At 67.2% G+C, this 24,864-nt stretch carries 19 protein-coding genes, 1 other RNA gene and 1 riboswitch; of the genes, 6 read left to right on the forward strand and 14 right to left on the reverse strand.

Going from position 1 to position 24,864, the window contains the following annotated elements:
* The first annotated feature begins 11 nt into the window (after positions 1–11).
* Complete coding sequence (locus HBF32_RS05595; protein ID WP_193570330.1) at positions 12–695, forward strand: 2OG-Fe(II) oxygenase family protein; 684 nt, start codon at positions 12–14, stop codon at positions 693–695.
* Positions 696–829: 134 nt separating this feature from the next.
* On the opposite strand, the gene HBF32_RS05600 is transcribed toward HBF32_RS05595, so the two are convergent.
* From HBF32_RS05600 to hrcA, 6 genes are all read right to left on the reverse strand, one after another.
* Positions 830–1,837, reverse strand: a complete 1,008-nt coding sequence (locus tag HBF32_RS05600) for a sodium:calcium antiporter (protein ID WP_166698722.1) — start codon at positions 1,835–1,837, stop codon at positions 830–832.
* 19 nt (positions 1,838–1,856) lie between these two features.
* Positions 1,857–2,053: riboswitch (yybP-ykoY riboswitch) on the reverse strand.
* Between the two features lie 39 nt (positions 2,054–2,092).
* Positions 2,093–2,887: a 4-hydroxy-tetrahydrodipicolinate reductase gene (dapB, locus tag HBF32_RS05605; protein ID WP_166698723.1), complete on the reverse strand. Its 795-nt coding sequence runs from the start codon at positions 2,885–2,887 to the stop codon at positions 2,093–2,095.
* A gap of 158 nt (positions 2,888–3,045) precedes the next feature.
* The gene (gene dnaJ, locus HBF32_RS05610; RefSeq protein ID WP_166698724.1) at positions 3,046–4,176 is read right to left on the reverse strand and encodes a molecular chaperone DnaJ; all 1,131 of its coding nucleotides are present in this window, start codon (positions 4,174–4,176) and stop codon (positions 3,046–3,048) included.
* Between the two features lie 81 nt (positions 4,177–4,257).
* The gene (dnaK, locus tag HBF32_RS05615; RefSeq protein ID WP_166698725.1) at positions 4,258–6,183 is read right to left on the reverse strand and encodes a molecular chaperone DnaK; all 1,926 of its coding nucleotides are present in this window, start codon (positions 6,181–6,183) and stop codon (positions 4,258–4,260) included.
* A 92-nt stretch (positions 6,184–6,275) separates the two neighbouring features.
* Positions 6,276–6,809, reverse strand: coding sequence for a nucleotide exchange factor GrpE (grpE, locus tag HBF32_RS05620; RefSeq protein ID WP_166698726.1), 534 nt, complete (start codon positions 6,807–6,809; stop codon positions 6,276–6,278).
* An 86-nt stretch (positions 6,810–6,895) separates the two neighbouring features.
* On the reverse strand, positions 6,896–7,957 hold the full coding sequence (gene hrcA / locus HBF32_RS05625) for a heat-inducible transcriptional repressor HrcA (protein WP_166698727.1): 1,062 nt from the start codon (positions 7,955–7,957) through the stop codon (positions 6,896–6,898).
* A 132-nt stretch (positions 7,958–8,089) separates the two neighbouring features.
* Here hrcA and recN point away from each other — a divergent pair, with 132 nt between their 5' ends.
* The gene (gene recN, locus HBF32_RS05630; protein WP_166698728.1) at positions 8,090–9,760 is read left to right on the forward strand and encodes a DNA repair protein RecN; all 1,671 of its coding nucleotides are present in this window, start codon (positions 8,090–8,092) and stop codon (positions 9,758–9,760) included.
* A 99-nt stretch (positions 9,761–9,859) separates the two neighbouring features.
* On the opposite strand, the gene HBF32_RS05635 is transcribed toward recN, so the two are convergent.
* Positions 9,860–10,489, reverse strand: a complete 630-nt coding sequence (locus HBF32_RS05635; RefSeq protein ID WP_166698729.1) for a response regulator transcription factor — start codon at positions 10,487–10,489, stop codon at positions 9,860–9,862.
* A gap of 87 nt (positions 10,490–10,576) precedes the next feature.
* Between HBF32_RS05635 and HBF32_RS05640 the strand changes: the two genes are divergently transcribed.
* Positions 10,577–12,196 (forward strand): MASE1 domain-containing sensor histidine kinase, encoded by a 1,620-nt coding sequence (locus HBF32_RS05640; RefSeq protein ID WP_166698730.1) that lies wholly within the window; start codon positions 10,577–10,579, stop codon positions 12,194–12,196.
* A gap of 411 nt (positions 12,197–12,607) precedes the next feature.
* On the opposite strand, the gene fur is transcribed toward HBF32_RS05640, so the two are convergent.
* Complete coding sequence (fur, locus tag HBF32_RS05645; protein WP_166698731.1) at positions 12,608–13,021, reverse strand: ferric iron uptake transcriptional regulator; 414 nt, start codon at positions 13,019–13,021, stop codon at positions 12,608–12,610.
* Between the two features lie 72 nt (positions 13,022–13,093).
* On the opposite strand from fur, the gene HBF32_RS05650 reads away from it, so the two are divergent.
* On the forward strand, positions 13,094–13,579 hold the full coding sequence (locus HBF32_RS05650) for an outer membrane protein assembly factor BamE (RefSeq protein WP_166698732.1): 486 nt from the start codon (positions 13,094–13,096) through the stop codon (positions 13,577–13,579).
* Positions 13,580–13,586: 7 nt separating this feature from the next.
* Here the strand turns inward: HBF32_RS05650 and HBF32_RS05655 are convergent, their stop codons facing one another.
* Positions 13,587–13,865: an RnfH family protein gene (locus tag HBF32_RS05655; RefSeq protein ID WP_166698733.1), complete on the reverse strand. Its 279-nt coding sequence runs from the start codon at positions 13,863–13,865 to the stop codon at positions 13,587–13,589.
* Positions 13,858–14,286 (reverse strand): type II toxin-antitoxin system RatA family toxin, encoded by a 429-nt coding sequence (locus HBF32_RS05660; protein WP_166698734.1) that lies wholly within the window; start codon positions 14,284–14,286, stop codon positions 13,858–13,860. Before HBF32_RS05660 ends, HBF32_RS05655 begins: the two co-directional genes overlap by 8 nt.
* A gap of 77 nt (positions 14,287–14,363) precedes the next feature.
* On the opposite strand from HBF32_RS05660, the gene smpB reads away from it, so the two are divergent.
* Together smpB and ssrA are read left to right on the forward strand one after the other, a co-directional pair.
* Complete coding sequence (smpB, locus tag HBF32_RS05665; protein WP_166698735.1) at positions 14,364–14,864, forward strand: SsrA-binding protein SmpB; 501 nt, start codon at positions 14,364–14,366, stop codon at positions 14,862–14,864.
* 82 nt (positions 14,865–14,946) lie between these two features.
* Positions 14,947–15,338, forward strand: a transfer-messenger RNA (tmRNA) gene (gene ssrA / locus HBF32_RS05670).
* A 129-nt stretch (positions 15,339–15,467) separates the two neighbouring features.
* On the opposite strand, the gene HBF32_RS05675 is transcribed toward ssrA, so the two are convergent.
* The 4 genes from HBF32_RS05675 to HBF32_RS05690 form a co-directional block, all read right to left on the reverse strand.
* Positions 15,468–15,833, reverse strand: a complete 366-nt coding sequence (locus HBF32_RS05675) for a hypothetical protein (protein WP_166698736.1) — start codon at positions 15,831–15,833, stop codon at positions 15,468–15,470.
* Positions 15,834–16,224: 391 nt separating this feature from the next.
* Positions 16,225–23,586: an LPD38 domain-containing protein gene (locus HBF32_RS05680; protein ID WP_166698737.1), complete on the reverse strand. Its 7,362-nt coding sequence runs from the start codon at positions 23,584–23,586 to the stop codon at positions 16,225–16,227.
* A 3-nt stretch (positions 23,587–23,589) separates the two neighbouring features.
* The gene (locus tag HBF32_RS05685; RefSeq protein ID WP_166698738.1) at positions 23,590–24,306 is read right to left on the reverse strand and encodes a hypothetical protein; all 717 of its coding nucleotides are present in this window, start codon (positions 24,304–24,306) and stop codon (positions 23,590–23,592) included.
* The gene (locus tag HBF32_RS05690; protein WP_166698739.1) at positions 24,303–24,860 is read right to left on the reverse strand and encodes a hypothetical protein; all 558 of its coding nucleotides are present in this window, start codon (positions 24,858–24,860) and stop codon (positions 24,303–24,305) included. Before HBF32_RS05690 ends, HBF32_RS05685 begins: the two co-directional genes overlap by 4 nt.
* Between the last annotated feature and the right edge of the window lie 4 nt (positions 24,861–24,864).

Below are 24,864 nucleotides of genomic sequence, written 5' to 3' on the forward strand. Positions count from 1 at the left end.
GAACCGCCCGCATGCTGCTCGACCCCACCCGCCTGGAACGTCCCGACACCGACATCAGGCACGAGCCGTTTTCGTTCATGATCGCCCACGGGCAACTCCCGGACGATGCCCGCAGCGACCTCGACCGCGATTTCCCTCAATACGGCAGCGCGGGGTTCTTTCCCTACGATGCGAGCGACTGCGGCCCGTCGGTGAACGAACTGGTCAAGCAGATGACTTCACGGGAGTTTTCGGCGGCCGTCGGCCGGCACCTGGGCATCGAAGGGCTGGAGAACTACCCCACCCTGGTCACCCTTTGCCGCCTGCTCAACCGGCGCCACGGCACCATCCACACCGACAGCAAGTCGAAGATTGCGACGGCCCTCATCTACCTCAACCCGATGTGGCCCGACACCAGCGACGGCTGCCTGCGCTTCCTGCGCTCCATCAACGACATCGACGACGTCGTCGCCCCCGAGCTGAAGCCGCTGTACGGCGAATTCGCCGTGTTCCGCCGAGCCGAGAATTCCTTCCACGGCCACCTGCCCTACGAAGGCGAGCGCCGGGTGATCCAGGTGGCCTGGCTCACCTCCGAGGAGGAGAAGGCCCGCAAGACCAAGCGAGGCAAGTTCTCGCGGGCGTTCAAGAAGATCTTCGGGAAGCTGGACCGCAAGGTGGGCGCGGACCGGGACCGGAACGCGTCCCACCCAGATTGAAGCCTCTATTAGTAGCGAGAAGCCCAAGCCGAACTGTAGGAGCCGCTATAGCGGCGAGGAGCCAACGGGGCGACGAAGCGGCAAGGCAAGCTCCCCTCGCCGCTATAGCGGCTCCTACGAAGGACATCGCACTTTCAGCGGCTGCCGAAGTACCAGCCCACGAACACCGCGAACACGCCGTAGAGCGCCCCGATCGGCATCAGCCAGCGCGCCTCGACCGAGCCGCGCCGGAACATCGCCCAGAGCGCGACCACCGCCAACCCCGTGATCGCGCCCGCCACCACCAGCGGCGTATCGAACAGCCAGGGCGTCGCAAACAGGGCCAGGGAACTCGGGATCGTCGCCTGGATCATCATGGCGCCCGAGATGTTCGCCAGCGCCAGCCGCTCCTTGCCCTGCCGCACCCAGATCAACGCGTTGACCGTTTCGGGCAGCTCGGTCGCGACCGGGCTCAGCACCAGGGCCACGATGTGCGGCGAGAGCTGGAAAAAGTGGCCCAGCGCCTCGAGCTGCCACACGAAGGTGCGCGAGGCCACGGCGATCACCACCAGGGCCAGTCCCGTCTGCAGCGCCACCCAGCGCATGGCCGGGTTCGGGTCGTTGCGGCGGAAGATGAGCGGCTCCAGCTCCTCGTCTTCCGGCGCGCTGGTGTCGTCGCGCATTTCCCGCCATACATAGAAGGCGTAGGCGAGGAGGAAAAGCACGCCGAGCCACGGCTTCCAGGCGAAGGCCACCAGACCCAGCCCGATTTTCACGACGAAGATGCCCAGGAACCAGGACTGGTCGCGGGCCAGCCGGCGGTTGTCCACCCGGACCCGGGAATCCGCGCGATTCAAGCGCTTGCGGCCCGCATATAAAGCGAATCCGACCACCGAGTAGGCAATGGTGGCCAACACGAGCGGGCCGCCCAGGGCGGCACCGACGCCGATATCGCGGGCCTCGGGGGTCTTGCCGAAGATCACGGCGACGAAGGTGACCGCGCTTTCCGGCAGTGCGGTACCGAACGCCGCCAGCACCGTGCCGGTGGTGGTCGCGCCAAGGTTGAGCTTGCGTCCGAACCATTCGACGCCGTTGACGAAATATTCGCAGGCGAAATAGATGGCCCCGGCCGACACCAGGAACAGGAAACACGTAAGCAGCATGGATGACTTGAGGCCGGGCGAGCGCAATGAACCGATGGCACAACGACACCGCTCGCCCGGCCCGGGTGAGCATGTCGATGGCCAAAGGTCTCGCCGGGCGGGCGGCGCGTCCTGCAGCGCCGTTGCCGTTCGCGCCATGGGGTCGTTAGACCGCCAAGTCTGTTGACGCGAACTCCTCAGGGGGAACGAGGATGGCTACTCCCCAATGACATCGGCGCGAATCTTAACACGGCTTCGAGGTTTGGGTAGGCGCACTCACCCCTTGGTGGCGATCACGTCCTCGATGGACCATGCACCCGGTGCGCGGCCGGCGATCCAGGCCGCCGCTTCGAGCGCGCCCCGCGCGAAGATGGCGCGATCCGTGGCACGGTGGCCGAGTTCGATGCGCTCGCCCTGACCCATCAGCAGCGCCTGGTGTTCGCCGACGATGTCGCCGCCGCGTACGACCGCGAACCCGATCGTGCCCGCCTTGCGGGCGCCCGGCCGGCCTTCGCGCGCATAGACCGCCAGGTCGTCGAGTCGGGCGCCGCGCCCTTCCGCCGCCGCGTGGCCGAGGGCCAGCGCCGTACCGGAGGGAGCGTCTTCCTTGCGGTTGTGATGCACCTCGACGATATCGAGGTCCCATCCCGGCAGCGCCGCGGCCGCTTCGCGGAGCAGGCGCGTGAGCACGGCGACGCCGAGGCTGAAGTTGGCGGCGCGCAGCACGGCGATGCGCTCGGCGGCCTTTGCAAGGCGCTCCTCGAGCGCGGGCGACAAGCCGGTGGTCCCGGTGACCAGGGCCGCTCCGCCGGCTTCACAACGATCCAGCGCGGCGGCGAGCCCTTCCGGCCCGCTGAAATCGACCACCACATCGGCTTCGCCCTCACCCGACCAGTCGCCGAAACGAAGCGGCGATACATCGGCGTAAACCGGCTTGCCCAGACGGGCCGATGAGGAGGAAACCACTGCACGCGCCAGCTCGAAGCGCTCGTCGTCGCGCACGAGGGACAGGAGCGCGAGCCCCATGCGACCGGAGGCGCCGCTGATGGCGAGACGGATGGGTCGGGTCATGCAGAACGCTCGGCGGATGGGAAACGCAATGCTAGTGGATAGCCGACCCGGGCGCTCGCACACGCTCGCAGGAACCGCTGTAGCGGGGAGAAGCCGACGAGGCGGAAGCGGCGAGGCAGGCTCCCCTCGCCGCTATAGCGGCTCCTACCGAAGTGGGGTCAGGAGGTGACCCGCGACCAGAAGTCCTTCACGCCGTCCATGAACGTGGTGGAGCGCGGCGTGTGTTTCGCCGCTTCCTCGCCGACGAAGGTGGCCTCGAGCTGCTGGAGCAGGTCGCGTTGTTCCTTCGTGAGGCGCACCGGCGTCTCGACGACCACGGTGCAGATGAGGTCGCCCGTACGGCCGCCGCGCACCGACTTCACGCCACGCCCGCGCAGGCGGAACTGCTGGCCTGTCTGCGTTTCCGGCGGCACGTTGACCGGGATCTCGCCTTCGAGCGTCGGCACCATCAGTTCGGTGCCCAGCGCCGCCTGGGCGAAGCGGATCGGCATCTCGCAGTAGAGGTCGGAACCGTCGCGCTGGAAGATCGCATGCTCGCGCACACGCACTTCCACATACAGATCGCCTGCCGGCGCACCGGCCGGACCGGCTTCGCCCTGCCCCGTCAGACGGATGCGGTCGCCGTTGTCCACGCCCGCGGGGATCCGCACCGACAATGTGCGCTCTTCCTCGAGACGACCCTCGCCGTGGCACTTCTTGCACGGCTTCTCGATCTGCTGGCCGGAGCCATGGCAGGTGGGACACGCCTGCTGGATGGAGAAGATGCCGTTCTGCATGCGCACGCGGCCATGACCGGCGCAGGTGGCGCACTTCGACACCTTGCCGTCTTCCGAGCCGGTGCCGTTGCAGTGGTGGCAGTTGACCTGGGTGGGCACCTCGATCTTCTTCTCGACGCCGAACACGGCCTCTTCCAGATCGAGATCCATCATGTAGCGCAGGTCGGCGCCACGGCGCGCGCGCTGGCGTCCGCCGCCACCGCCGAAGATGTCGCCGAAAATATCGCCGAAGATGTCGCCGACGTCGCCGAAGCCGGCGCCGTTGCCGCGACCGAAACCGCCACCCTCGAAGGCGGAATGACCGTACTGGTCATACGCCGCGCGCTTCTGCGCGTCGGAGAGGATGTCGTAGGCCTCCTTGGCCTCCTTGAATTTCTCGATCGCCTCCGGGTCGTCCGGATTGCGGTCGGGGTGGTACTTCATCGCGACGCGACGGAAGGTTTTCTTGAGGTCGCCCTCGGTCACGGTGCGTTCGACACCGAGGATTTCGTAATAGTCGCGCTTGCTGCTCATTGCACGCTTGCATTCCCTGGACGAATAAGGGCGACGTGCCGCGGACCCCTCGCCCGCGACACGTCACCGCCTGTGGACGACTTACTTCTTGTCGTCCTTCACTTCCGTAAACTCGGCATCGACCACATCGTCCGGCTGGGCCGAACCGCCGCCCGGAGCCGACTGCTGCGAGGTGTCCTGCGAACCGCCGGCCTGGGCCGCGGCGTACAGCGACTGGGCCACCTGCTCAAGGTTGGTGATCTTCGATTCGATGGCCGACTTGTCGTCGCCCTCCTTCACCTTCTCGAGCTCGGACACCGCGGCGTCGATGCTGGCGAGCTGCTCGGCCGGCACCTTGCCGCCGTGCTCCTTCAGCTGGCTGCGCGTGGCGTGGACCAGCTGGTCGGCCTTGTTGCGCACCTGCACCAGCTCGTGGAACTTCTTGTCTTCCTCGCGGTTGGCCTCGGCATCGGCCACCATCCGCTGGATCTCTTCGTCCGAGAGGCCCGATCCGGCCTTGATCTCGATCTTCTGCTCCTTGCCGGTGTCCTTGTCCTTCGCCGACACGTGCAGGATGCCGTTGGCGTCGATGTCGAAGGTGACCTCGATCTGCGGCGTGCCGCGCGGTGCCGGGCGGATGCCCTGCAGGTCGAACTTCCCGAGCGACTTGTTGGCGTTGGCGCGCTCGCGCTCGCCCTGCAGCACGTGCACGGTCACGGCCGTCTGGTTGTCGTCGGCGGTGGAGAAGACCTGCGATGCCTTGGTCGGCACCGTGGTGTTCTTCTCGATGAGCTTGGTCATCACGCCGCCCATCGTCTCGATGCCGAGCGACAGCGGGGTGACGTCGAGCAGGAGCACGTCCTTCACCGAACCGCCCAGCACGCCGCCCTGGATCGCGGCGCCGACGGCCACGGCCTCATCCGGGTTGACGTCCTTGCGCGCTTCCTTGCCGAAGAAGTCCTTCACGGCTTCCTGGACCTTGGGCATGCGGGTCTGACCACCGACGAGGATGACCTCGTGGATGTCGGACACGCGCAGGCCGGCGTCGTTGAGCGCGGTGCGGCAGGGCTCGATGGTGCCCTTCACCAGGTCTTCCACCAGCGACTCGAGCTTGGCGCGGGTCAGCTTGATGTTGAGGTGCTTCGGGCCCGAGGCGTCGGCCGTGACGTACGGCAGGTTCACGTCGGTCTGGTGCGACGACGAGAGTTCGATCTTCGCGCGCTCGGCGGCGTCCTTCAGGCGCTGCAGCGCGAGCTGGTCGGTGCGCAGGTCGATGCCCTGCTCCTTCTTGAACTCCTCGACGAGGTAGTCGATGACGCGGTTGTCGAAGTCTTCGCCGCCTAGGAACGTGTTGCCGTTGGTGGCGAGCACTTCGAACTGCTTCTCGCCGTCGACGTTGGCGATCTCGATGATCGACACGTCGAAGGTACCGCCGCCGAGGTCGTACACGGCGATCTTGCGGTCGCCCGTGGTCGACTTGTCGAGGCCGTAGGCCAGCGCGGCCGCGGTCGGCTCGTTGATGATGCGCTTGACTTCGAGGCCGGCGATGCGACCCGCGTCCTTCGTGGCCTGGCGCTGGCTGTCGTTGAAGTAGGCCGGCACGGTGATCACGGCTTCGGTGACCGGCTCGCCCAGGAAGTCCTCGGCGGTCTTCTTCATCTTCATGAGGACCTTCGCGGAGACTTCCTGCGGCGCCATCTTCTTGCCGTCGGCGGTCTGCACCCAGGCGTCGCCGTTCTCATGCTCCACGATGCCGTAGGGCACGAGCTTGATGTCTTTCTGCACCTCCGCGTCGGTGAACTTGCGGCCGATGAGGCGCTTCACCGCGTAGAAGGTGTTCTTGGGGTTGGTGACGCTCTGGCGCTTGGCCGGCGCGCCGACCAGGACTTCGTTGTCCTTGGTGAACGCGACGATGGACGGCGTGGTGCGATCGCCCTCCGCGTTCTCGATGACGCGTGCGGTCGAACCCTCCATCACTGCGACGCAGGAGTTGGTCGTTCCGAGGTCGATGCCGATGATCTTGGCCATTGCAGTTGCTCCGAAATATCTATGCGGCCCCCGCGGCCGCGACTGTGTTTGAAAGTGGGGCTCGGCCCCATCGATTCAATGCCTTGTGAGACTCAGTTGTCGCGCACCACGGCCACCAGCGCCGGGCGCAGGAGGCGATCGTTCAGCACGAAACCCTTCTGCACCACCGCGACCACCGTGCCCGGCGGGTGTTCGTTGGATTCGACCGAGCTGATCGCCTGGTGGTGTTCCGGATTGAACGGCTGGTGCAGCGGATCGACCACGCTCAGGCCATTGGCCTGGGTCACCTTTTCCAGCTGCTTCAGCGTCAGCTCCAGGCCTTCGCGCAGCGTCTTCGCGTCGGCCGAGTCGTTGCTCAGACCGAGCGCGATGCCGTCGTAGACCGGCAGCAGGTCGCCCAGCAGCTTCTCGTTCGCGAAGCGGCGGGCCTGATCCAGGTCGCGCTGGAGGCGGCGGCGCTGGTTCTCGATCTCCGCCCGCTCGCGCAGGACCGTCTCGCGCGCCCCGGCCAGTTCGGACTCGAGGGCGGTCAACTTCGCGGTGAGGGCGTCGAGGTCGGCATTGACGCCGGCATCGTTCGCGCCGTCCTGCACCGGATCCGGCACATGGGGATCGTTGTTCTGCATGCTTGCTCCAAATGTCAGCTAACCGGCCCCCTCCATGAGGGGGTCGAACATTCGCGGGAAATAGTAAACCCGCCTCCCGGGGCGGTTTATGAGGTCGCCGCGGCGCGATTCAAGGCGTCGCTGAGCAATCCGGCGGTGGCCTGTACCACCGGGATCACCCGCTCATATGCCATACGCGTCGGTCCAATAACTCCGATCGCGCCGAGCATGCGGCCATTCGTGCCGTAGGTGGCGGTGACGATGCTGCAGCCGTCCAGGGCCGAAAAGCCGGATTCCTCGCCGATGAAGAGGCGGACGCCCGGAGCCTGGACACACATTTCCATCAACTGGAGCAGGTCGCGCTTCTGCTGGAAGGCGTCGAACAGCTCGCGGAGACGGTCGATGTCGGCCAGTTCGGAATAGCCCATGAGGTTGGTCTGGCCACTGACCAGGACATCGTCGGCGTCCCCGTCCGTGGTGAACGAGGCCGTGGCCAGCTCCACCGCGCTTGCCAGCATCCGGTTGAGTTCGCCGCCGGCCTCGCGCAGTTCCGAGGCCAGGTGGGCGCGAATGTCGGCCAGCCGGAAGCCGGCGAACTGCGCGTTGAGGTAATTCGCCGCCTGTTCGAGTTCGCCGCTGTCCAGGGGGCGGGCCAGCTGGACCACCCGGTTCTGCACCTGGTTGTCGGAGAACACCAGGATCACCAGGACGCGGGCGTCCGGCAGCGAGACGAAATCGATGTGGCGTAGCGGGAAGTCGCCCTGGCGCGGCACGGTGACCACACCGGCGAAGCGGGTCATGGCCGAAAGCAGGTTGGACACGTTGCCGAGCAGGTCGCGCGTCGTCGTCTGGTGGGGCGGCAGGCCGCCCTGGAGGCGCGCCATCTCGTCGCGCGGCAGGGGCTTGAGTTCGAGCAGGCTGTCGACGAACAGGCGCAGGCCGCGTGGCGTCGGCACGCGGCCGGCCGAGGTGTGCGGCGACGCGACCAGCCCGGCGTCTTCCAGGTCGGCCATGATGTTGCGGATCGTCGCCGGACTCACTTCCAGGCCGGAAGAGCGCGCCAGCGTCCGCGAGCCGACCGGCTCGCCGTCGGAAAGGTATTGGGAAATCAGGGTCCGCAGCAGCCGGCGCGCGCGAGCATCGATGTCGTGACCGGAAAACGGATTCATGCGCAGGCTGGGTCGGGAAGGGTCGGATCGTCCGCTATCAATAAGGTCTTGCCGTCCGGCTTGCAAGTCTCGGCTCCTGCGACGCCGCTCCCGCTACAATCGGCGCGATTCCCTCCGCCACCCCCGGTGCCCATGCTCACCTCGCTCTACGTCCGCCAGTTCGCCGTCGTCGAAGAAGCCGAGGTCGCGTTCGGGCCCGGCCTCACCGTGGTCAGCGGCGAGACCGGTGCCGGCAAGTCCCTGCTGGTGGACGCGCTGATGCTCCTGGCCGGTGCCCGCGCCGACAGCGGCATGGTCCGTGCCGGCAGCGACCGCGCCGAACTGGCCGCCGAGTTCGATCTGACCGGCCTGCCGGAAGCCTCGGACTGGCTGCGCCAGGAGGAACTGGACGACGGGGACACCTGCCGGCTGCGCCGCGTGATCCGTACCGAGGGCAGCTCGCGCGGGTGGATCAACGGCCGTCCCGCCAGCCTCGCGCAGATGGCCGCGCTGGCCGCACTGATCGTGGAGATCCACGGCCAGCACGAACACCAGGCCCTGCTTTCGCGCCAGCACCAGATGGCCCTGCTCGACGCCTATGCGGGCAACGAGGAACGGCTGGCGCGCGTCCGCGATACCGCCCGCGCGTGGCGCGACGCGGTGTCGCGCATCCGCGCCCTGTCCGGCGGCGACGACCGCGAGCGCCAGATCGAACTGCTCGCCCACGAACTGGAAGAACTCGAGCGCTGGGCCCTCGCCCCTTCGGCACTCGAAGAGCTCGAAGCGCAGCATCGCCGCCTCGCCAATGCGGGCCGCCTCGCCGAAGGCGCCAACGGCATCGTCGAGATGCTCGACGGAGAGAGCGAGTTCGCCATCGGCCGCGCGCTGCTCCGCGCCCACGCCGAACTCTCGCGCCTGGCAGAACTCGACGCCACCCTCGCCCCGCTCCTCGAACTCCTCGACAGCGCACAGATCCAGGTGGGCGAAGCCGTGGACGGCCTCGGTCGTTACGCGCAGGACGTGGAGCTGGACCCGGCGCGCCTCGCCGAGGTGGACACCCACCTCGCCCACCTGCACGACCTGTCGCGCCGCTATCGCCTGCCCATCGAGGAACTGTTCGCGAAGGCGGACGAGGTCCGCGAGCGCCTGGCGGAACTCGAAGGCGCGGGCGACGCACTCGATCGCCTCGCCGGCGAACGCGATCGCCTGCGCAAGGAATACGACGTCGCCGCGGCCGCCCTCTCGAAGGCGCGCGCGGACGCGGCGGGCCGGCTAGGCGCCTCTGTGGCCGCCCTGATGGGCGAACTCGGCATGGCCGGCGGCCGCCTCGAGGTCTCGCTGGAGCCGGCCGAAGGCGACGAACCGGACCCGCAGGGCCGCGAACGCTGCGAACTGCTGGTCAGCGCCAATCCCGGGCAACCGCCCCGCCCGCTGCGCAAGGTGGCCTCGGGCGGCGAACTCGCCCGCATCAGCCTCGCCATCGAGGTAGCCACGCTGGGCAACGACAACATCGGCTGCATGATCTTCGATGAGGTGGACACCGGCATCGGCGGCGCGGTGGCCGAAGTGGTCGGCCAGAAGCTGCGCGCCCTGGGCGAGCGTGTGCAGGTACTCTGCGTGACCCACCTGCCGCAGGTGGCCGCGCAAGGCCATTCGCACCTGCAGGTGGCGAAGGAAAGCGACGGCGAAGCCACCCGCACCCGCATCCGTGCGCTGGACGCCGCCGGCCGCCGCGACGAACTCAGCCGGATGCTGGGCGGCGTGGAGATCACGAAGGAAACCCGGGCCCACGCGAAGAAGATGCTGGACCGCGCGCAAGGTTGACCCCTACTTTGCAGGAGCCGCTATCGCGGCGAGGGAATGAACCTCACCGCTTCATCGCTCCGCAGGCTTCTCGCCGCTATAGCGGCTCCCACAGTCAAGTCAGCTGCGGATCAGCCCGCGCTCCTGCGCCATCCGGTAAAGATCCAGCTCCGATCCCGCGTTGAGCTTGTTCATCACCGCGGCACGGTGGATGTAGATCGTCTTCTGCCCGATGCCCAGTTCCGCCGCCACCTGCTTCGGCGCGCGGCCGATCGCCAGCAGCAGGAACACCTCGCGCTCGCGGGCGGTCAGCCGGTTGAACGGATCGAGGTCCGTCGTGGGCCGGCCGGAGCGGCGCTCGCGCAGGTCCGAACTCAGGTATTGATCGCCGCCGAGCACGGAACGCACCGCCGCCACGAGCTCCTCCGGCGCCACGCCCTTGGTGACGTAACCGCGCGCACCGCGGCGTAAGGCTTCCGAAACATAAGGCTCGCCGTCGTGCATGCTCAGCACGACGATCCGCATGTCGGGCGCGATGCTCGCGAGGTGTTCGATCAGCGGAAGTCCGCTGCCGTCGGGCAGCGACAGATCCACCGCGACCAGGTCGGGCCGATGCTGCGTGACCGCCTCCACCGCCTCGTCGGCGTTGCGGGCTTCCGCGACGACGTCCAGGTCGGGTTCCAGCTCGATGAGGCGCTTGAAACCCTCGCGAACGATGGCATGGTCATCTACTAGGACGATTCTTGGCATGGGTGGAATGTAGCAGGCTCTCCCGACGCATGCGTATGGGTGCGTAAAACCCGCCGAAGCCGCATACCCGCCGTGTACCATTCCGGCATGCGCTTATCTGGCTCTTCCCGCTTCGTCGGTCCCCTCATCGCCCTGGCTTATGCCGCCACCTGGGTGATGCTGTGGCCGACCGAACAGCCGTATTGGGTCCTGCCCTTCGGCCTGCGTTTCGGCGCCCTGCTGCTCACCCGCAGCCGCGACTGGTTCTGGATCCTGGGCGCGGAGATCGTCGCCAGTGCCTTCTGCGAGTGGCGCAGCGGCCTGCCCATCGGCGGCGCCGGCTTCGTGCTCGGCGACGCGCCCGAGCCGCTGATGGTGGCCGCATGCCTCTGGCTGCTGCGCCGGGCCCATCTCCATGCCAGCCTGAATACCCCCGAGGACGTGGCCCGCCTGCTGCTCTCGGCCATGGTCACGGCCACGGTGGCGACGGCCGGCAATGCCGCGATGATGGCCTCCATGCATCCCGCGGCTCCCGTGGAAATGCTGGGCACCACCTTCGGCAGCGACCTGCTCGGCAACTACCTGGGCGTGCTGCTGGTGGTGCCGGTGATGATCCTGGTCTTCCGCGAGCGACCCACGCAGGCCTCGCTGGCGGAACTCCTGCTCGACGGCCTGCTGGTGATGCTGCCCTCGCTGGCCATCCTCATCACCCTGGCCGAGTACTCCCCGCAACCGCAATTCGCCCGCGTGCTTTCGCTGGCACCGGTGCTGTTCTTCGCCTTCCGCCACGGTTGGCGCGGCGCCGGCCTGGCGATGCTGATCACCAGCGTGGGCCTCAACGTGACCGAGGACATGATCGGCCGCGGCGCGCCCACCGCCGCCGCCCACCTTTTCCTCGCGGTGGCCGGTACCGGCACGCTCATGCTCGGCGCCGCCACCGACGCCCTCCGCCGCAGCAGCGAGCGCGTAGCCCAGCAGAACACCCACCTTGCGGCGGCCAACCAGCGTCTCGACCAGTTGGCCCGGCAGTTGCGCGACGCCGCCCGAGGCAATCTCCAGGCCGAGGAAAACCTGCGCCGCCACATGGCCGCCGAACTGCACGACGAGCTGGGCCAGAACCTCACCGCCATCCAGACCCACCTGAAGCTGGCCCAGACGCGCCTGGGCAGCGCGGGCCTGGACGACATCGGCATGTCGATCAACGGCATCCTCGGACACATGCGCAAAGCCCTGCACCGAATGCTGGACAGCCTGCGTCCGTCGGTGCTGGACGAATTCGGCCTGTTGCGTGCGCTGGACGAAGGTCCCATCCGCGACATGCTCACCGCGGCCGGCATCACCTACGTGACCGACCTGCGCGGCGAACCACGCCTGCTCGACGACGACACGCTCACCGCCATCTATCGCGTCGTGCAGGAAAGCGCGACCAACGTGGTTCGCCACTCCGGCGCCAGCCGGATGACCCTGCGCCTGCGTATCGGCGTGCGCGACAGCGGTCCGGTCGCCATCCTCGACATACGCGATAACGGCAACGGCCTTTCCTCCAATCCGCGGCCCGCCCGCACGGACGGAGGCGGTCGCGGCTTGCAGGGAATGAGCGATCGCATCACCGCTCTCGGCGGCCTCTTCCGCATCCGCCCGGAACCCGTGGGACTTCACCTTCGTGTGCTGCTTCGCAGCACAAGTATCGGATCCGGCATAGGAAATTTTCCAATACCGGGGCAGTGAACGCTTCGTTACGATCCCATTATCGATGTGGGGGAGCCGCCGTCGAGAGACGGCGAGCCCGGGTCGGTCGTGGGGACGATCGACCCGATGAGGCGACAGGATGTCAGCCTCGCCGGTACGACATGGTGGTCCGTGGACCAGCGAGCAACTCGCATTCCACGAGCCATGACGAAGCCGGATCAGCCGTCGGTGGACAGGAGTCCACCGACGGCGTTTTTATTTGGGGGCTCGAAACGCGCCCCCCTCATGCCGCCCGCCCCATCGGGCATCCCTTCCGCCCGCAGGCCATTCCTCCCGCCTCACCTCATCCCTGCGAAAGCAGGATCCAGCGCCTTCCCACCCGACAAGGGCCGCCTCCCCCAAACGAAAAAAGCCCCCGAAGGGGCCCGGTCAACCACTGGAAGAAACGCCTCACCGCTTCTTCTTGGGCCTCACATACAGCACCAGGCTGTGATCCTCGATCACATACCCATGCCGGTCGGCGATCTCGTGCTGGAGCCGCTCGATCTCCTCGCTCATGAACTCGATGACCTTTCCGCTGTCCACGTCGATCATGTGGTCGTGGTGCTTGCCGCGGTCCAGTTCGTAGACGGCCTGGCCGCCCTCGAAGTTGTGCTTCATGACGATGCCGGCCGCTTCGAACTGGGTCAGCACCCGGTACACCGTGGCAAGCCCGATGTCCTCCTGGTGCGAGAGCAGGCGCTTGTAGATGTCTTCGGCAGTAAGGTGGCGCTCCTCGGCCTCCTCGAAGATCTGCAGGATCCGCATGCGCGGGTGCGTGACTTTCAGGCCCGCCTTGCGGAGTTCTTTGGTTTCCTGGTCCATGTCAGACCCCTCGCGGTGCCGGAAGGCGCTTAGTGTATCATCACAGGCTTCACGATCCGGACGTAACTACGCATGCAAAAGCTCATCCGCACGCTGGGTTTGGCCATGATGGCAGCCGCCATCGCGGGCTGTGGCCTCGTCTATACCCCCGACGTGCAGCAGGGCAACCTGCTCGACAAGAAGAACGTCGACCAGTTGCAGCCCGGCATGACCAAGCGCCAGGTGCTCGTCCTCCTGGGCACCCCGTCGGTCATCTCGCCGTTCGACCAGGATCGCTGGGACTACGTATCGACTTTCTCGCACCGCGGGAAGCCGATGACCAAGCGCACCCTCACCCTCACCTTCAACAACGACACCCTGGTCCGTACCGAAGGCGACTTCTTCGCCCAGGACGCCGAGCAGTTGCTGAAGGACTCCAAGAAATACAAGGCCAACCCCACGGGGGATGCCGAGGGCGACAAGAACACCAGCGGCAAGAAGGACGACGACGGCGGCTTCGGCGTCGGCGTGAGCGGCTCCTCGGACGACAGCCCGGCCAGCAAGCGCAACCAGAAGTAAGCCTCGTTCAGGCGCCGCGCGCCGCGCGGCGCCGCCTGGCTTCCATCGGGTCCAGGATCAGCGGGCGGTAGATTTCCACCCTGTCGCCCTCTTCGAGTACCCGGCCGGCGGGCACCTTCTTCGAGAAAATCCCCAGGCGACCCGGGTCCGGCGTCACGCCGGACGGCAATCCCGTCCTCGCCAGTTGCACGGCATCCCAGGCGGTTGCACCGTCCGGCACGGCGAGTGGGATGACCACCTGGCCCTCCGGGCCCGCATAGGCGACCTCGACGACGATCTCAGCCATACTGCCGGCGCGCCTCGTCGCAGAAGTCGTCCACCATCCGGTTCGCCAGTTGCTGGAAACCCATCTTCAGCACGCTGCCGCCGAGGCCGGCGTAATCGAAATCCAGTGCCAGGGCGATCTTGCATCCGATGTCGCCGAGGGCCTGGAAGGTAAAGACACCATCCAGCGAACGGAACGGCCCCTCCACGAAGGTCATGGTGAGGCGCTCGGGGCGCTGCATCGTGTTCCGGGTGGTGAAATGCTGCTTCAGCCCGGCGAACTTGAGATCCAGCCGGGCCACCAGCATGTCGTCCTGCCGCTCGACCACGGTGGCGGCATCACACCAGCCGAAGCGCTTTGGGTATGCTTCCACATCGTTGACCAGGTCGAACATCTGCGCGGGCGTGAACGGCACGATCGCACTGCGGCGGATTTCAATCATGAAGACCTCGTCTCATTCGCCGGCGCCAGGATCCGCCGGTCTTGTATCAGGGACCCGATAGACCGATTTTAACGGACATGGCAAAAGCGAAAGCAAAGGACACGGAAAAGGACGGCGGCGGCACCATCGCGCTGAACAAGCGCGCTCGCCACGAATATCACATCGACCAGCGCTTCGAATGCGGCATCGAGCTGCAGGGCTGGGAACTGAAGGCCTTGCGTGCCGGCCGGATCAACTTCGGCGAAGGCAGCTACGCGATCATCCAGCACGGCGAGGTGTTCCTCGTGGGCGCCCAGATCCCGCCGCTGATCAGCGCCTCCACCCACGTGGTGGCGAACGACCGGCGCACGCGCAAGCTGCTGCTCCACCGCGAGGAGATCGATCGCCTGATCGGCGCGGTGGAACGCAAGGGTTACACCCTGGTGCCCACCGCCCTGTACTGGAAGCACAACAAGGTGAAGTGCGAGATCGGCCTGGCGAAGGGCAAACAGGAGCACGACAAGCGCCAGAGCGACAAGGAGCGCGAATGGGCCGTGGACAAGCAACGCGTGATGCGCGCCCATAACCGGGTCGGCTGACTGAACGCGGGGGCGCGTGCCCATTGTGACGCCCCTCCCCCGCCCCTATACTTCGAGTCGGTAGTCTCACAACAGTTTCCCCGGGGGTGTTCTGGCTTCGACGGGGGTAGTGCGATTGCCTGGTGCATGCCGAGGGGGCAGCTTTCCTCGTTAATCCAGCAGCAAAACTCATAGTTGCCAACGACAACTACTACGGTGACAACCAGGTGGCTCTCGCCGCCTAAGCTGTCCGGCCCCTAAAAAAGGCCAACCGCCCGAACCCACTTGTGCTCGTGCTCGTCGGTGTAGGGTCACTATCACGGGATCGCCGAAAGACCCTCCGTCTGGGGGTCTGACGCCAGACTAATCAGACATGTCCGCCGGTGCGCTTAGCACGCCGTGCTGTCGGCGGACGAGATCTAACGGTGAGCTAAGCATGTAGATCCGGGGATTAAACGCCTTCGGACGCGGGTTCGACTCCCGCCACCTCCACCAATACCGAAAGCCCAAGCAATTGATTGCTTGGGCTTTTTGGTTTTTGGACCCGGCCCGATGACGGCCCATTTGGTCCCGATTAGGTCTGTGTTGTCCCCTACGCGGGACGGATTTGGGACGGGTTTTCGATCACGAACGGTCGTCCGATCCCTTCGGTTTGCGCGGTGGCAATGCTGCCGATTCGGTGTTCAGGAATCGCCGGCGCGCTTCGGCCAGAGCCCGAGGATCGCGCGGCATGTGGTAACGCAAGTAGTGCTCGACGAAGTACTTCGCCCGGGCTTCGCTTCCGGTGTAGCAATCCATGTCGCGGCGCCAGTCATCGGTGTGCTTGATCTGCGATCGCCACCGCCCGTCGTTGATCTCGCGCACGCAACCGATCTCGATGCCGCCGTCGATAGCCTTGGCCCACCAAGGGCCGCACGGTTCCATGGCCGCGCCATAGACGGCTTGCTCCCATATGATGGGAAGGTCGAGCGTTGGCGCGTGTCGAGGCATGGCGCGCACTCTACGCGCCCGGCGTCTCAGGCCGCGCGATGCACCTGGTTACCGCGGCCTAACGGGGGCGACGGGCTTCGGGAGGGAGGGATGGGGAATTCGCGCGGAAGACATCGCCGCGGCGCCCATGAGGCCGGCTGCGGACGGAGGCTGCCCTTGCGGCAGCGCGGGGCGCGGGAGGGAGGGAGCGGCAGCCGCAGGGGTCGCCGTGGTGCCGAAGGTCGAGGGGAGATAAGGGGACGTCGGCATGGTCATCGCTCTGTTAGCGTCAAGGGCATGCGTGCTCGCGATGCCCTGTTGATCCTGTCTGCACCGGCGCAGGCCGCAGCCGTCGGCCTCGCGGCCGGCGTGCTCGTGTTCGCCGCGATCCTGGCGCTGACCGCGGGCGGCATCACTTACCCGGTGTGGGCACCGCTCGCTTCCGTTGTTCGTAGAGGCGCAGGAAAGCGGCCATCAGGCCACCACGCTGATCCTGAAGCTCACGAATGACGCGCGTGCGCTCGGCGACAGGCAGCTGGTAGGCGCGCTGGATCTGCCGGTTGTAGTCGGCGACACCGGATTGCACCTTCTCGCTGTAGCCGGTGTCCTCGTTGCGCTGGCTCAATCCGCCGCTGGCCTCGCGGTAGGCCGCGTACAGGCTGCCCGGCACCGCGCCGACCTGGTAGGTGCGGACGTCGCCGCGATCGGTGTGCTTCAGGCGCATTGCCGGCGAACCGTCCTGGTTCGTCTTCACGGTCATGCCGTCGGCGAACACTCCCGCCTCGCGCGCGACGCGCTGCGCACCCTCGAGATCGCCGTCATCCAGCTTCGCCTGCACCATCGCCTTCGTGCGCTCGATCTGGTCACGGATGTCGTAGAAGCGATCCGACCGCGCCCGATTGCTATCGGTATCCCAGCCGAAGGACTTCACGATGGGGAAATCGCGCAGCATCGCCTGCCAATCAACCGCGACCGAACCGTCCTTCTTCGCCTTGTAGTTGCCGGCAAGCAGTTTCTCTGCCGACGTCCAGGTGCCGCTGGCGAAGCTACCCAGGCCACCGAGCATCGTGTTCGACAGGTATTGCAGATCCTCGGGGCTCCAGTCGAGCAAACCACGAGCGATCTCGGGGGGACGGAAATCGGGATCGCCGCCGCCGGCGCGATTCAGAGCGCGCGCCAGCCACACGTAAGGCGCCGCCGTGCCGGTCTTACCCATCGCCGTGCGCGGCATGTCGTAGGTGGCATAGGGCTGGTCGGCGGTGATGCGCCGGCCGAAGTCGTCGCGGTTCTCCGCCAGGTGTAGCGGGATCTTGAAGAGTTCCGGGGCGAGGCCCGTGGGACCGTTGTCGAGCGGGATGGGCGAGAAGGCCTGGAGCATGCCTGCGCCGAGGTCGTTGACCAGGTTCCCCTTGGTCGACGGCTCGCGGTTCAGCGCAGCCTGCGTGAGGCGGCCGCCGGCGAACACCATGAAGCCGAATTCGTACGGCATCGGCAGCGCGAAGTAATGGCCCTGGCCAGGCAGCGCGATGATGAGCGATCGCTCCTTCTTCCAGTCCGGGATGGCATCCCAGTCGCTCACGCCGTCGTCGCCCTTGCGCGACATCAGGAGCGCCGTCTGCGCGCCCTGTAGGGCGGCGATGCTGCCCAGGAATCCCAGCACCTTTGGATTGCGCATCAGCTGCAAGCTGCGGCGGACACCCTGCGCGCTCGCGTTGTAGAACAGGTACAGCGTATTAAGCACGCCGGCCCACTGGCCTTTGCGGTTGAAATTCACCGTGAGGTCTTTCGCGTAGGCTGCGGCGCGGTCGGGCGACATGCCTCGCTTACGAAGCGCCACGTACGAGGCCAGGCGCAGTGCGTTCTCCGTCGCCTCGTTCGCCAATTCGACGACGTGCGCGATCGGCTGGAGCTTTTCCAACGCCTTCCCGGCAGCGGCCAGCGGCCGCAGTTCTCCGAGCAGTTCCATGCCGCTCCGGAACTTGTCTTCCAGCGCGCGCGAGGTGGACTCGACATCGTTGAAATGCACAAGGCCCGTCTTGCCGCCGCGCTCCGCGAACTCTCGCGCCCAGTCGTCCATGGACTTCTGGGCATCCGGCACGCTCGCATCCCCCGGTGCATGCGCAGCGTCCCGCCAGGAGGATCGCAGCGCCGGCAGGTAGTTCGCCGCCGCATCGGCCGCAGCCGCCGCGCCATGCTCGGCGGTGAGGCCGGTCATGCCGAGAGTCATATCGCGCAGGGCATTGATCGGGGTAAAGGCCGGGTTGTAGCGGGTGCTCACGGCCGAGAGCCAGCGGTTGAACCGACCCAGCGTGTTCACCAGCCACTGCGCCTTTTCCGCACCCAGGTTCAGCACCGCGTCGCGGATGCGCGGATCCTTGAGGCGAACCATATACGGCTTGCCGTCGTGCATGACCGTCAGCACGTCCTGGTCGTTCGTCGGACGCTTCGGTGCGAGGTAGGCCTCGCCAGTGGATTCCGAGAACCGCCACTCGAGGTCGACGGGCTCCACCTGCCAGAGGTCGGGATTCGGGTATTCCGCCGCGAGCTTGAGCACGGCGCGCCCGACCCTCGCCTTCTCCGCCTGGATGATGGCGCGCTGCGCATCGCCCACGATCTCGGCGAGGATGTTCGGCGGGGCGACATTGCCGGCGCCACGGCCGAGCGCACGCTTCACCGGCTTGCCCTTGATGTTCACCCCGCGGCCGGCGCCCTTTGGCGTCTCCGCCTCGCCTTCCTTGCCGCGCAGGGGTACATAGTGCTGCCACTGCTTGCGCAGCTGACCGGCCAATTGCGGGGTGATCTGCCCCGATCCTTCGAGCGTGGCGATGGTCTGGTCGCGTACGCGGTCGACACGCGCCGCCAGCGCCTGGAGCTTGGGCATGTCGGCCGCGCTGATCTTCTGGCCGGAATACGGTCCCGGCGCATTGCCGGCGAGGATATCGCGGGCTTCCTGCGTCGTCAGGCCGGACCCGCCGTCCGGCATGTCCTTGTTGATGGTCGCAATGCGGGCGTTACGCTCCGGCGCGTGCCGCGCGTAGAGGTAATCCATGAGCAGCTTCGGGGTGACACCAAAACCTTTCATGGCCTTCAACAGCGGCTTCACCGACGTGCGATCGAGCGCGTCGAGGCGATCCGCCGCACGGCCGTGCATGAGGTTTTCGAGCCGGTAGACGTCGGCATCGTCCGCGATGGTCTGCCCGGTGGCGTCCGTGATCGCCCCCTCCGCGCGGCGCAGCGGGTCCATCTTGTCGAACAGCCCAGCGATCGCCTTCTGCACGCCACCACGCCACCCTTCATATTCGGCGGGGTTGCCGGTCCAGCCGATTGCACCCTGGCCGTACCCCTGTGCGGCTAGGTGCGAAAGGATCGACGTGCGCGCCGCGGCGGCCTGCTGTCGCACCTGCGCCGCCGGCGCGCGCGAGAAGCGGATATCGGGATTCGTGGCATCGAACGTGCCACGGTTCTCGCTGGCCGATTTGATCTGCCGCGAGTCGAACGCGATCCACTGGCGGCCGTCCTTGATGTGGATGCCATCGTAGCCCTGCGCCTCGAGGTCGCGTCGAAGCTGACGGGCTTCCTCCGGCGAGTCCACCGCCTGCAGTTGCTCGAGGGTCATTTCAGTGGGATGGCGCACAGCGAGGTAGGCATCGACCACGCGCTCCTCGGCCGGAACGCCATCGCTCGCGTTGCGCGCATAGTGCTCGGCCTGGGCCCGCCGCTCGGTGAAGAAATGCCCCAGCGACGCCGTCGCGTGGCCCGTGGCGCGACCAGAGACGTCGCCACGAAAGACGGTATGGTCCGAGGCGGTGCCGTGGTACACCGGACGCGGTCGGCCTTCCTCGTCGACGACACGGGAGCCGTCGAAGAAGCGACGGAATGCCTCCGATTCGGGCGGCTCGCTGCGGCTGAAAACCGGCGCGCCTTCGATGCTCGATGCGCGCCAGTCCTGCACACCGTCCGGCTCGACTCGCGCGCGCGTCGGCCGCTCACCACTGGCTGCAGCGCGCAGCATGTCGCGCGCCGTGCGCCGGATGGCATCGGCGTCCGATTCGAGCAGGCTGACCGGAATACCGACACGGTTCAGGCCGCGCTTCAGCGCGTCGACCACGCGTGTCACGATGCCGTGGCCAGGCGTATGTTCGGCGAGGTACGCCATCGCTTCCTCATGGAGAGCGCGCGCCGGCGTGCCGACTTTCTCGGCGTGCTGCCAGGCCTTCACCATGTCCTTGTCACCGGCAGCGATCGCCCGATTGACCATGCGGCGCAGAGCGAGACGATCCGTCTCGGTGGTGAGGCGGTCATAACCATAATGCAGACCGGCCTCGTGCAGCACGATGCCCGGCACCTCGGCGAGGTCGCGCACCTGGTCAGCCAGGATGTAGGCCCGCCCGTCGTGGTACAGGCCCTTCACGCCGCGGAGTTCGTCAGCGGACGAGGCCAGCCCACGGGAGACGGCCTCGTCGGTATCGATGACGTGCAGGACGCCCTCGCGCTCCAACTTGCCGATGAAGCGATTGCCCCACGCCCGGGTGGCTGCCTTCCGCACCTGGTCGCGGGAGGCCGCGCCCTGCCCCGCCTCGAGGTCGGCGGAGAACGCGGGGCGTTTCTTGAATGCCTCCCGCAGCTGCGCTATCGTGGGCTCGGACCCCGGCGAACCCTGGGCGCCTGCCGCTTCGGCCAGGCCCCTATCTGCGGCACCGGGGTCTTCCATTTCAAAGCCCCGGAAATCGTAGAACCGGCGGCCACCTTCCTGACCCACGCGATAGATCATCTTCACGCCGTAGGTCTTTCCCTCGATTTCCACCGGCACCGCCGCGTAGGCGTAGGCCATGCCTTCGCGGTTCGCACGATCCGCGGCTTCCTCGATAACGGGCGCGCGCGCGGCGAGTTCGGGCAGCTGACGGATGATGCCCATGCGGCGCGCGTCCCGGCGGCCCGTCGACAATGCCTTGGTCCGTCCCGACGACGAAAACACCACGGGCGTGCCGTCCGGCGACGTCACCTGCTTGCCTTGCACGTTGTCGCGGAAATACTGGTTCGCGGCGTAGAACTGCTGATCCTCCGCCTCCTTGGCCGGCTCCACGTGCAGCGGCGCGACCGGGGCCTCGTCGGGCGGCGGCGTATCTCGGCTGGCCATGGCCTCGCCGCGCGCCACGGGGCTTTCGGCGACAGGCGGGTTCTCCAGCGCGCTCCACCACGGCGAGGACGTGCCCTCGGCGACAGGTGCGGGCGGACGCACTTCGGCAGGCCGCACCGGTGCGTCATCGACGCCCGCAAGGCGAATGGCGAACTGACGCAGTTCCTCGTCGTTGTCGACGCGGGACAACCGATCCCGGAGTTGGCGCGCCTGGTTGCCGGCGGCAACGGCTTGCCGGTGGTCTTCGAGTGCACCGCGGGTTGCGGCAAGACGCTGCTCGGCGTCGGCAAGCTCCGCGTCGGAGAGGCTGTTCGACCCCGAGCGCACGACACCGGATTGCCGCTTCGCGTACTCCCCGCGAAGCAGATCCTCGAGTTCGCCTGCTTCACGGCCCAACGTCCGCAGATCCTCGTTCGGGCGAGCACGTGCGGCGATAGCGTCGAGCGCGGCAAGACGATCATCGATCACCCGGCCAGCGTCCTGGAAGGATAGACCGGGCGGCGGCGCTTCGGGCGAAGCGGGAAGCGCGCTATCGACTGGCGGCGCAGCCACCTCGCCAGCGCCGGCATCAACAGGCGCCGTGTCGGCCTTACCGGTGAGCTTGTCGAACGCTGCGATATCGGCAGCGGCGGCGGCCCGCTCGGCGTCAGTACTCGCCCCACGCCACGCCTGCACCAGGTCATCACGCGTCGCACCAGCAGGTGCTTGCGGCAAGGACGGCTCGCGCGGCACAACGTCACGCAACGCTTCCGGCGCGATCGTCGGCGCATCCGTGATGGGGGCAGGTGCAGCCGCCACCGCCTGCTGCGCATCGGCAAGGATCTGGTCCGCCGCGGCCGCGCCGGCTTCGGCAGGTCCGCGCGGTGCGCGCAAGAGCGCGTCGACGCTGGTCCCGTGCTCCTGGGCCACGGCGGCGGCAAGCTGCTGTGCGATGGCATCGGGAACCGCGCCGCCAGTCTGCTCCGCGGCCTGCCCCATGCGCTCGTCGAAATCCTGACGTGCGACACCGTCGCGCAGGAAGTCCGTGCGATTGCCGAACGCGATCTGGTCAGCGAGCGAACGCCCTTCGTCGGCGAGCGACGCCGAGTGATGGCCCGGCAGCACGCCCAGGGCGGCCCCGAAACCCGCCGCCAGTGCAGCGCCACTTCCCAGCGGGCGGCCGGTCACGACGTTGTTGGCTTCGTTGGTGGCCTCTCCAACAGCAGCGCCCGAGGCGACACGCGCCGGCAACGACCATCGGCCTGCCATCGGCACCAGGTTCGCCGCCGTCGCGGTCGACGCCATCGTGACGAGTTGGTCGGCAGAAACCGGCTTGCCCTCGGCCTCCAGCTGTGCGGCTTCGTTGCCCGCCTGCGTTGCGCCAAGGAACGCGGCAGTGCGAGCCTGCGGACTGGCCAGCGCGACGCGTGCCGCACCCATGAGGCCGGTTCCCGTCGCCGCTGCTTCACCAGCACCACCGGTCAGCGAACCAATCGACAGCTGCGAGCCGAGGTTGCCGATGGCCTGCGTCGTCAGCGCGCCAATCCCTGCATCACCGGCGGGCTGAAGTTCGCGCGTGCGTTCGACGGCAGGAGCCTCCACATAGCGCTGCCACCACTGGCCAGCCGTGGGGCTCACGGCGGAAATACCGCGGCCGAGCAGTTCGCCGACACCGGCATTGATCGACGCCGCGCCCTGGCCAAGACCGCGAGTCAGCGGGTTGTCGATGAGGTAACCGGCACCTTCGCCATAGCTGGCACCATCGCCACCACCGCCGAGCTGTTGCTTCCACCAGTCTCCGGAAAGGAACGCAGGCCCCGTCGGCTCGTTCGTCGGATCGACGTTCACCGCGCCATAGCCGGCCGCGGTGCCGGCGCCGAAGCGTGCATCGAACGCTGCCGCCGGCGCTGCCCTCAATGCCTGCACGAAGCGGTTCGGGCCTATCAGGTCGGATGCGCTAGAAGCCGCGCCCGAGTAGGCCTTAGCCTGTTCATCGTGCAGTTGTCCGGCATAAGCGTCCGCCGATTCTTCGTTTGAAAAAACACCGAGATTTTCGCCAGTCCGCTGGAAGTGAGCGATCGCCTCCTTGTTCGATACAACACGATCGCCGACAACGGTCGGGATGAGGATCGCCTTACCGTCGTCCGCGGTGATCGTGATACTGCGCACCGTGCTGTAGCTGCCGTCCTTGTTGTGCACGACGGGTCGCTTCGACAAGTCGATGTTCCCCGGACGGAGCATGCCGGCCGGCGCTTCGCCGGCCACGTAGGTCGGGGCACGCGGCAAGACACCACCGCTATCGCCGTCCCGCGCGGCATAAGCGACGGCCGCCTGCTGGTTTTGCAGACCCTGCACGTCCTGGTTGGTCGGCACCGATGCGGGTTGACCATTGGCGTCCAGATGCGGAACGTCATCGACGGCACCGACCTGGTACGCCCCGGGAGGCATGCTCTCGGCCGACGGCGCGCGCGAGGCCCATCCCCAGTCGCCAGCCGCCATGCCACCGGCGAGCTCGTTCTCCTGCTGCACGGCGCCCTGCTCCATCGCCGCCCACCACGGCCTACCCGACGCGGCGGAGACGGGCGGAGGCGGAACAGGCGCGGGCGTGGGCGCGGGAGCCGCTGCAGCGCCGTCGTATTGATCCCACCAGTTCGCCATGCATCAGGCTCCGGGAATCTGCATGACGCGACCCGACGGCAGCCGCACCCACGTTCCCGGCGGCGGCTGCGTGGCGGTGGAGGTTGCATCCAGCGGATTGTCTTGCGACGAGCCAGCGGCCGCCGGAGCGGCAGGCGCGGGGGCAGTGAAAGCCGCCGGCGCACCGAGGGCACCGTTCAAGGCACTTCCTGGGCCGGGCGTGCCGCCGCGCGTGCGCGCACCGACGCTGCCGCCCTGGGTCCATACCAGGTTGCCTTTTTCCGGCGGCGCCTCGTCGGGCTTCACCAGGACGTTCTGTCCATCCGGCAACTGCCAGATCTGCTCGCCGCGCGGCTTCGCCTTGCCCTCGGCATCGGAGCGGATGGTGGCGGCCTGGATCGTCGCGTTGGCCGACAGGCCGCTGCGCTTTTCCTCGGAGGCCCGATCCATCGCCTTCTGTTCCGCGTCGAAGCCTTGCTTCTTGTCCTCGAGGGAGGCCTTCGCCTGGTTGTCCTGCGCGTGCAACTGGCTGTCGGCGGCGAACTGCATCGTGATCTTGTCGTAGTTCGCCTGCGACTGGTACTGGTATTTCATCGCTTCGAGCGCGCGCTCCTCAGCCGCCTTGGCCTCCAGGAGTCGCTGCGTGCGGATATCCGCCTGCTCCTGCTGGATCTGCTGCTGCAGTCCGCCAAGGAAGCCCTGGGCGGCACCCATCAGGCCGTAACCGAGTGCGCGATTCATTGGGCTGCTCCCATGAGACCATTACCTTGCGGCGGCGCGGCGGCCGGTGAAGCTCCTGCCGGAGCGCCGCCCTGCTGCCCCTGCGCCTGCGCGAACGGATTGACGCCATTTCGCTGCCCGATATCCGAGAGCGTCGATTGCGCGTCGCCGAATTCCTGCGGGCTGACTTCCTTCAGCGCTTCCTGCGCCTCACGCTGCGCTTCGCTGCCATCGGGCAAGGAATCGGCGTAATCGTTCAGGGCCTGCGTAAGCGCTTGCAATCCCACGGCCTGCGCGTCGAACTGCATGTTCATCGCGGCCGCCATCTTCTCCAGCGACTCGATCAATTCGGTGGCGACACCCATCAGCAGATCCATGCTGAAGTCGTGCCCGGCCTTGTGGCCCTGATCGGCGCCCTGCTGCACGAGCGCGAAGGTGATGTGCCCAATGACCGTGCCCAGCGTGTCCGGCGTGGCCTGCTGGATCTGACGCTGGATATCGGCCTGGCCCTTGCCCCACACCCAGTCCAACAGGCCGGCCAGCATCGTTTCGAAGAGTTTGCGTTCGTCCGCCATGGGA

Source organism: Luteibacter yeojuensis (assembly GCF_011742875.1).
Taxonomy (GTDB): Bacteria; Pseudomonadota; Gammaproteobacteria; order Xanthomonadales; family Rhodanobacteraceae; genus Luteibacter; species Luteibacter yeojuensis.

Bases quoted from the DNA above. Each gene is read 5' to 3' on its own strand.
- HBF32_RS05595 (WP_193570330.1), top strand. From the start codon at position 12: ATGCTGCTCGACCCCACCCGCCTGGAACGTCCCGACACCGACATCAGG.
- HBF32_RS05600 (WP_166698722.1), bottom strand. From the start codon at position 1,837: ATGCTGCTTACGTGTTTCCTGTTCCTGGTGTCGGCCGGGGCCATCTAT.
- dapB (WP_166698723.1), bottom strand. From the start codon at position 2,887: ATGACCCGACCCATCCGTCTCGCCATCAGCGGCGCCTCCGGTCGCATG.
- dnaJ (WP_166698724.1), bottom strand. From the start codon at position 4,176: ATGAGCAGCAAGCGCGACTATTACGAAATCCTCGGTGTCGAACGCACC.
- dnaK (WP_166698725.1), bottom strand. From the start codon at position 6,183: ATGGCCAAGATCATCGGCATCGACCTCGGAACGACCAACTCCTGCGTC.
- grpE (WP_166698726.1), bottom strand. From the start codon at position 6,809: ATGCAGAACAACGATCCCCATGTGCCGGATCCGGTGCAGGACGGCGCG.
- hrcA (WP_166698727.1), bottom strand. From the start codon at position 7,957: ATGAATCCGTTTTCCGGTCACGACATCGATGCTCGCGCGCGCCGGCTG.
- recN (WP_166698728.1), top strand. From the start codon at position 8,090: ATGCTCACCTCGCTCTACGTCCGCCAGTTCGCCGTCGTCGAAGAAGCC.
- HBF32_RS05635 (WP_166698729.1), bottom strand. From the start codon at position 10,489: ATGCCAAGAATCGTCCTAGTAGATGACCATGCCATCGTTCGCGAGGGT.
- HBF32_RS05640 (WP_166698730.1), top strand. From the start codon at position 10,577: ATGCGCTTATCTGGCTCTTCCCGCTTCGTCGGTCCCCTCATCGCCCTG.
- fur (WP_166698731.1), bottom strand. From the start codon at position 13,021: ATGGACCAGGAAACCAAAGAACTCCGCAAGGCGGGCCTGAAAGTCACG.
- HBF32_RS05650 (WP_166698732.1), top strand. From the start codon at position 13,094: ATGCAAAAGCTCATCCGCACGCTGGGTTTGGCCATGATGGCAGCCGCC.
- HBF32_RS05655 (WP_166698733.1), bottom strand. From the start codon at position 13,865: ATGGCTGAGATCGTCGTCGAGGTCGCCTATGCGGGCCCGGAGGGCCAG.
- HBF32_RS05660 (WP_166698734.1), bottom strand. From the start codon at position 14,286: ATGATTGAAATCCGCCGCAGTGCGATCGTGCCGTTCACGCCCGCGCAG.
- smpB (WP_166698735.1), top strand. From the start codon at position 14,364: ATGGCAAAAGCGAAAGCAAAGGACACGGAAAAGGACGGCGGCGGCACC.
- HBF32_RS05675 (WP_166698736.1), bottom strand. From the start codon at position 15,833: ATGCCTCGACACGCGCCAACGCTCGACCTTCCCATCATATGGGAGCAA.
- HBF32_RS05680 (WP_166698737.1), bottom strand. From the start codon at position 23,586: ATGGCGAACTGGTGGGATCAATACGACGGCGCTGCAGCGGCTCCCGCG.
- HBF32_RS05685 (WP_166698738.1), bottom strand. From the start codon at position 24,306: ATGAATCGCGCACTCGGTTACGGCCTGATGGGTGCCGCCCAGGGCTTC.
- HBF32_RS05690 (WP_166698739.1), bottom strand. From the start codon at position 24,860: ATGGCGGACGAACGCAAACTCTTCGAAACGATGCTGGCCGGCCTGTTG.